At 57.2% G+C, this 5463-nt stretch carries 4 protein-coding genes; 3 read left to right on the top strand and 1 reads right to left on the bottom strand.

Annotated features, from left to right (window positions below):
• The 3 genes from SGJ19_12665 to SGJ19_12655 form a co-directional block, all read left to right on the top strand.
• Window positions 1–1667: SAM-dependent DNA methyltransferase (locus SGJ19_12665; protein ID MDZ4781098.1), on the top strand; the 1667-nt coding region annotated here is incomplete at its 5' end.
• Window positions 1664–2515 (top strand): CBS domain-containing protein, encoded by an 852-nt coding sequence (locus tag SGJ19_12660; GenBank protein MDZ4781097.1) that lies wholly within the window; start codon window positions 1664–1666, stop codon window positions 2513–2515. The genes SGJ19_12665 and SGJ19_12660, both read left to right, overlap by 4 nt.
• A complete protein-coding gene (locus SGJ19_12655; protein MDZ4781096.1) occupies window positions 2512–4110 on the top strand; it encodes a DEAD/DEAH box helicase in 1599 nt (532 codons plus the stop codon). Before SGJ19_12660 ends, SGJ19_12655 begins: the two co-directional genes overlap by 4 nt.
• A gap of 150 nt (window positions 4111–4260) precedes the next feature.
• On the opposite strand, the gene SGJ19_12650 is transcribed toward SGJ19_12655, so the two are convergent.
• Window positions 4261–5463, bottom strand: a 1203-nt coding sequence (locus SGJ19_12650; protein ID MDZ4781095.1) for an IS66 family transposase, incomplete at its 5' end; no start/stop codon positions are given.

Genomic DNA, 5463 nt, shown 5'->3' with positions numbered 1-5463 from the left:
GGCGTACTCCGGGAAAAAAGGTTCCTAAGCAAAACCATTTCAACCCAAGTACGCCGCCCCTTTCAACTCACCCTCGTACACGACTTTCGGTTATATCTCTCTCGCTTTGGCTCAGCTATAGTGAGTACGTGCGACACACGCACGGTGAAAAGCACTTGATGCAGAACAGCGGACGGTTCCCTCTGGCAGCAAGTGGGCGAATCAATCTTTACCGGCTATTCCTGGAATCAAGTCACATCGCCATCAGCCCTTACGGATTCGTTGGACTCGTCGTCCCATCCGGGTTCGCCTCCGATTCCTTTTCGCAGCCGCACTTCACTGCATTGCATGGTGGCGGTCGAATTGTTTCTTTGTTCGACTTTGAGAATCGCAATGGAATCTTCCCGAACGTGGATCGACGTTATCACTTTTGCCTGCTCACAGTGACGGGAGCGATGGGATCGTATCCCCGTACCGATTTTGTCTTCTTCGCGCAAGACGAAAATGACCTTGCGGATCGGGCTCGCCACATCCAAATGAGTGCGGCTGACGTTCACAAGATCAACCCGATAACAGGAACAGCCCCGCTGTGCCGAAGTCGAAGAGACATGGAATTGATGATTTCTCTGCAAGACGGTCGTCCTATTGTCGCGGATCAGTCAGATGATGGCTGGCGCATAGAGCCAAATTTGATGTTCATGGTCAACTCGGCGATGACACATCACCGCTCGGCCGACGAATTGGAGCAAACGGGATTCGAGTTGCAGCGAAGCTGGTACGTGAAAGAGCTTGAGACTTGGCTACCGCTCTATGAAGGTAAGATGGTCGGTGCATTCGATCATCGAGCGGCAAGTGTTCGATTCGATCCTTCAAACCGAGTCCGCCGCAACCAGCCCGAAGACTTCACGCTTGAAAATCATCAAAAACCATCATCGCTGGCACTTCCCGCTTTCTGGGTGTCTGAGTCCGCCGTAGATTCGAGGTGTGGCGGCAAAGCGCATTGGTTGCTGGTGGTGAAGGATGTGACCTCAGCAACGAACGAGCGCACTTGCATCGCGTCGATCGTTCCGCGTGCTGCGTTGACAGACTCAGTACCTTGGATTCGCAGCCCTCACACAGCGGGATTGAACGCCTGCCTTCTCGCCAATCTCAACTCCTTCGCTCTGGACTTCGTCGCAAGACAAAAAGTCGCCGGACTGCATTTGCGTGGCCATTACTTGGCTCAGTTTCCTCTCGTTACACGGAGCAGCTACACGCAGCCGTGCCTGTGGGCTGGCAAACAGCAATCAGAAAGTTCGCTTCAGCAATTCATCCTGCCGCGAGTTCTGGAGCTGAGCTACACGGCGTGGGACTTGGAGCCGTTCGCGCGGGACTGTGGATACGACGGGCCGCCGTTCCGCTGGGACGAGTCGCGGCGGTTCCTGCTCCGTTGCGAACTCGACGCCGCCTTCTTCCACCTCTACGGCATCAACCGCGACGACACCGCTTACATCCTCGACACCTTCCCCATTGTCCGCCGTAAGGACGAAGCCAAATACAACGGCGAATACAAAACCAAAACCACGATCCTGGAAATCTACGACGCCCTTTCCGAAGCCACTCTTACCGGCCAACCCTACCAAACTCGCCTTGATCCACCCCCAGCCGATCCCCGCGTTGCCCATCCACCACGTGAGGTGTCGCAATGAGCCAGAATGGACATGACCCATTATCGAGTGACGACATTGTCCGATCTGTCACCGGGCTGTTCCACCGCCTGAACAGTGTTCTTCCGACAGATCAAACACTTATTTCTGTGCTTCCCGAAACGCCCGTGCAGCAGGCCCTTGCTCTTCTCGGCAAACACGGTTTTTCTCAGTTGCCCGTGATCGTTGGCCAACAAGTACTCGGCCTGTTCTCGTATCGCTCGTTTTCGCGGGCTGTGATCAAGCTGAGTGGTGACGCGAAGAACCAAAAGTTTAACCCGCTTGAGATGTTTGTTGAAGATTGTATTGACCGCCCGACCTACGCGAGAGTCACGGATGAATTTCGGGCCTGGTTTGACGCGATCGACAAACAGGATGCGCTCCTTGTCGGTGATCCACATCGGCTTCAGGGGATTGTCACGGCGATGGACATCCTGCGATACCTCTACAGCATTGCAAGTCCGTTCGTACTGATTGCGGAAATTGAACTGTCGCTGCGCGGACTGATTCGCCTGGCGGTGGATCACGACGAGCTGGTCGCGTGTGCCAAGAACTGCTTGAAGCACTATCCCGAGGGCAAATTGCCGACGGACCTCGAACACATGACTTTTAACGATTACGTGCAGATCATTGGCGACGACCGTAGCTGGAACCACTTTCAGCCCATTTTTATGGGTGATCGAGTTCGCACGCGAACGAAACTCAAGAGGGCCGGTGAGCTGCGGAATGACGTATTCCATTTTCGTCGCGAGATCACGGTGGAAGACTACGAAGAGCTTTCTGCATTGCGAGACTGGATGCTGCTGAAAGCAACAGCCGTTGAAGCACGGACGAAGGGGGGTGTGGCATGAACCAGCAAGAGTTTCTTCTGTTGCTACAAAGTCGTGGCCTGCGATCGTGGCAGGCCAACTTCGTCGTCTCGTTTCTTGAAACGGATTCGGCGGCCTTTCATCTGTTAGCGGCTCCGCCAGGAACTGGTAAGTCATACACCAGCATCGCGATCGCAGCAGAGTTGGCTTCGCGAGGAGCCAGGCGGATGCTGGTGTTACCGCCCGCTTCACTATGCGAAGAATGGCGTGAACGGCTTGGTAGCGCTCAGTCTGAACTGCCTGTGGTGTTTGTGACACGACAGGTCTTCCGGGAAATGGAAGCCGCGGTACCAATCGGCGAGTCTCCCTTGAACGTGGACGGCATCTATGTGATCGGCCAAGACTTAGCCAAGCAGAGCGATCTTGCGGCTAGTCTGTCTGCCGCCAACTGGGACCTCGTAATCGTCGACGAAGCACATCGTCTCGCATCTCCGCAGCGTGCCGCGCTTCTGGATCGGGTGGTGGCTGCGGATGTTGTCCGGCGACTCTTATTGCTTACGGCCACGCCGCTTCCAATGCTCGAACCGTGGCTTCGTCCGTCACCCGACCAGCCGGCACGCTTGCCGTCACCCCTCGTGCTCACGAATTGGTATGGCGTGCTGAAAGACTGGGATGGGTCCAACGTGGATCGCCAGCGAGTGGAGTGGAGCGTGGTATCTTACAGTCGCAATTCAGATGAGGTGAAGTTCCTGTCAGGTCTTCTCGTTCTGATGCCCACACTTAAATCGGGCGGCGACGGAACTTCGGTTCTGACGCAAGTCCTGATTCGTCGTCGGGCTGGCTCCAGCCTATTCGCCGTCGAACAATCCCTACAGCGACTTCGAAGCAATCTGGAAGTCAGAATGAGGCTGGACGGCAAGGTTGAACAAGTCGAACAGGATCTCGGCCCAGTCTGCCACATTGAAAACTCGACGGTAGAAGGAACCGCCGCCATTGGTGACGAAACCAGCACAGCTCAAACGGAGCCAGACTCCGACATCGAAGAAGTCGCGGCGACCACACTGTTGTTGCCGGTAGAGTGGGCCGACCTGCCGGCCGCGGTTGCGGTGGTTGAGCAGTGCTTAGATGTGCTGGATTGCGTGAGTGCCGACGAAAAACTGAATGCGTTGAAAGGATTGATCCAGTCGATCATCGAGTCGCAGATCGGTAGCGTCCCGAAAATCTGTGTCTTTTCAATGTATGCGGACACGGTGTCGTATTTGCATACTGCAATGGAGGATGTCGGTCTGCCTCTGTTTAAGTTGACGGGGGGAAGTTCTTTCACGGAAAGGCAAGCCACCGTCGAGCTGTTTTTGAGAGAAGGCGGGTTAATTCTAGGCACTGACGGCGCGCTCTCGGAGGGGATTTCGCTGCCGCAGGTCGCCCACGTCGTCCACTACGATTTGCCGTCGAATCCGTTGATCCTGGCAAAGCGATGCGGCCGATTTGATCGGTTTGGACGAACGGGGCCACTGACGATGTACGTGCTGAAGGATGAATCCGGAGTGCTGGCGTTCGAATCTCGCCTAATCGAACGGGTCGCTTTGAATCGAGACCTTGATGCTGACGTAATGGATGAAAACTCGCCAACTACGTGAACACGCGATGCTGGCGAAGAACAAAGAACATCTGTGATGTCGGCACATTCGACCGGATGACCGATGCACTCCATTACCACATGTATCAGATGGTGGTTCTGGCCAACCATGCACATTTCGGCGGAAGCAACGCCTAAGTTCCGCAATCGTTCACGAGGCGAGCAGGGACGGAGCTGTTTCCCTGCGAAGTTTGGCCTGCACGGCGTCGGTCAACCAGTCGAAGACGTTGCGGTCCTGTCGGCGGCAAGTCTCAATCACGGTTAAGAGGCGTTCGACGAATCGGCTGCCTGTCGCCGACTGCGTGCCGAACGACAGCTTCCGCCAGATCACGGCGTGCCGCAACGCCCGCTCGGCGGCATTGTTGGTCGGTTCGATGCCTTCGACCTCCGTGAAGGTCCAGAGATGTTCGCGGTGCTCGACGAGTTCCTTCGCGAAGCCGCGCGTGAGCGGGTTGTAATATCCGCGCAGCAGCAGGGCGTCGATCTCTTGACGGATCGGCTTCATGCGTCGCTCGAACGTGCCGCGCGTGATGGTCCCGTCACGAGACCGCTTCCAGAGGGCGAACAGTTCTTTCGTCGGTCGCAGCAGATCGCGGCCCAGTCGTTGCTTGGTCGGGCAGGGATGATCGACCAGCGCCTGAAAGTCGCGTTTCAAGTGCGCCCAGCACCATTGCAGTCGGCCGAAGCGCCAGTACATCCGAGCCCGATCGCAGTGGATGATGCCGTCGTAGGCTTCCCCGATCAATTCCCGCAGCACTTCGGCGGCTCGACTGGTGCGGCAAGCGAAGAAGGTGAAGCTCGCGGCGACGACGGTCCAGACCCAAGCCTTGGCCGGGCCTTCCTTCGTCGGCGATTCGTCGATGTTCAAGACTTCTTGGACCGGGAGTCGGGCGGCGAGTTCATCGTAGGCCGGTTGCACTGCGTCGGCACAACGGTTCTGCAACAGCACCAGCCAAGCGGCACTGGCCGGTTGGTTCGGAATCATGCTCAGGAACTGCGCCGCGCGCCGCTTCGACTGCCGGAAGCAGGCCATCAAGAGACCGCTGAACGCGATCAGTCGCGGCCCGGCTTGTCCGGTCGGAACGCCCAGCGGCAACTCGCCGCAGGTCGATGAACCGCAAGCACGGAGCAATCGATGTCGCTGATACTCGGTCACCAACGGTCGGATCTCGGGCAGTTCCCAGACCTGATGCCGCAGCGGTGCGGGATCCCGGCCTGAGAGCTTGCGGCCGCACCGGCGACAGGCGCTCGGTACGCACGGCACCACGTCTCGGCAGGCTTCGACGGGAATCAAGGTCCGCTCGTGCTTGTCGTGTCCCGGCTGCCCGCCCCGAGATCGCTTCGACTTGGGCTT

Source organism: Planctomycetia bacterium, assembly GCA_034440135.1.
Taxonomy (GTDB): domain Bacteria; phylum Planctomycetota; class Planctomycetia; order Pirellulales; family JALHLM01; genus JALHLM01.
This window is presented reverse-complemented; position numbering and strand designations above follow the sequence as displayed.

Excerpts from the sequence above, each read along its gene's own strand:
- SGJ19_12660 (MDZ4781097.1), top strand. The coding sequence starts at position 1,664 with ATGAGCCAGAATGGACATGACCCATTATCGAGTGACGACATTGTCCGA.
- SGJ19_12655 (MDZ4781096.1), top strand. The coding sequence starts at position 2,512 with ATGAACCAGCAAGAGTTTCTTCTGTTGCTACAAAGTCGTGGCCTGCGA.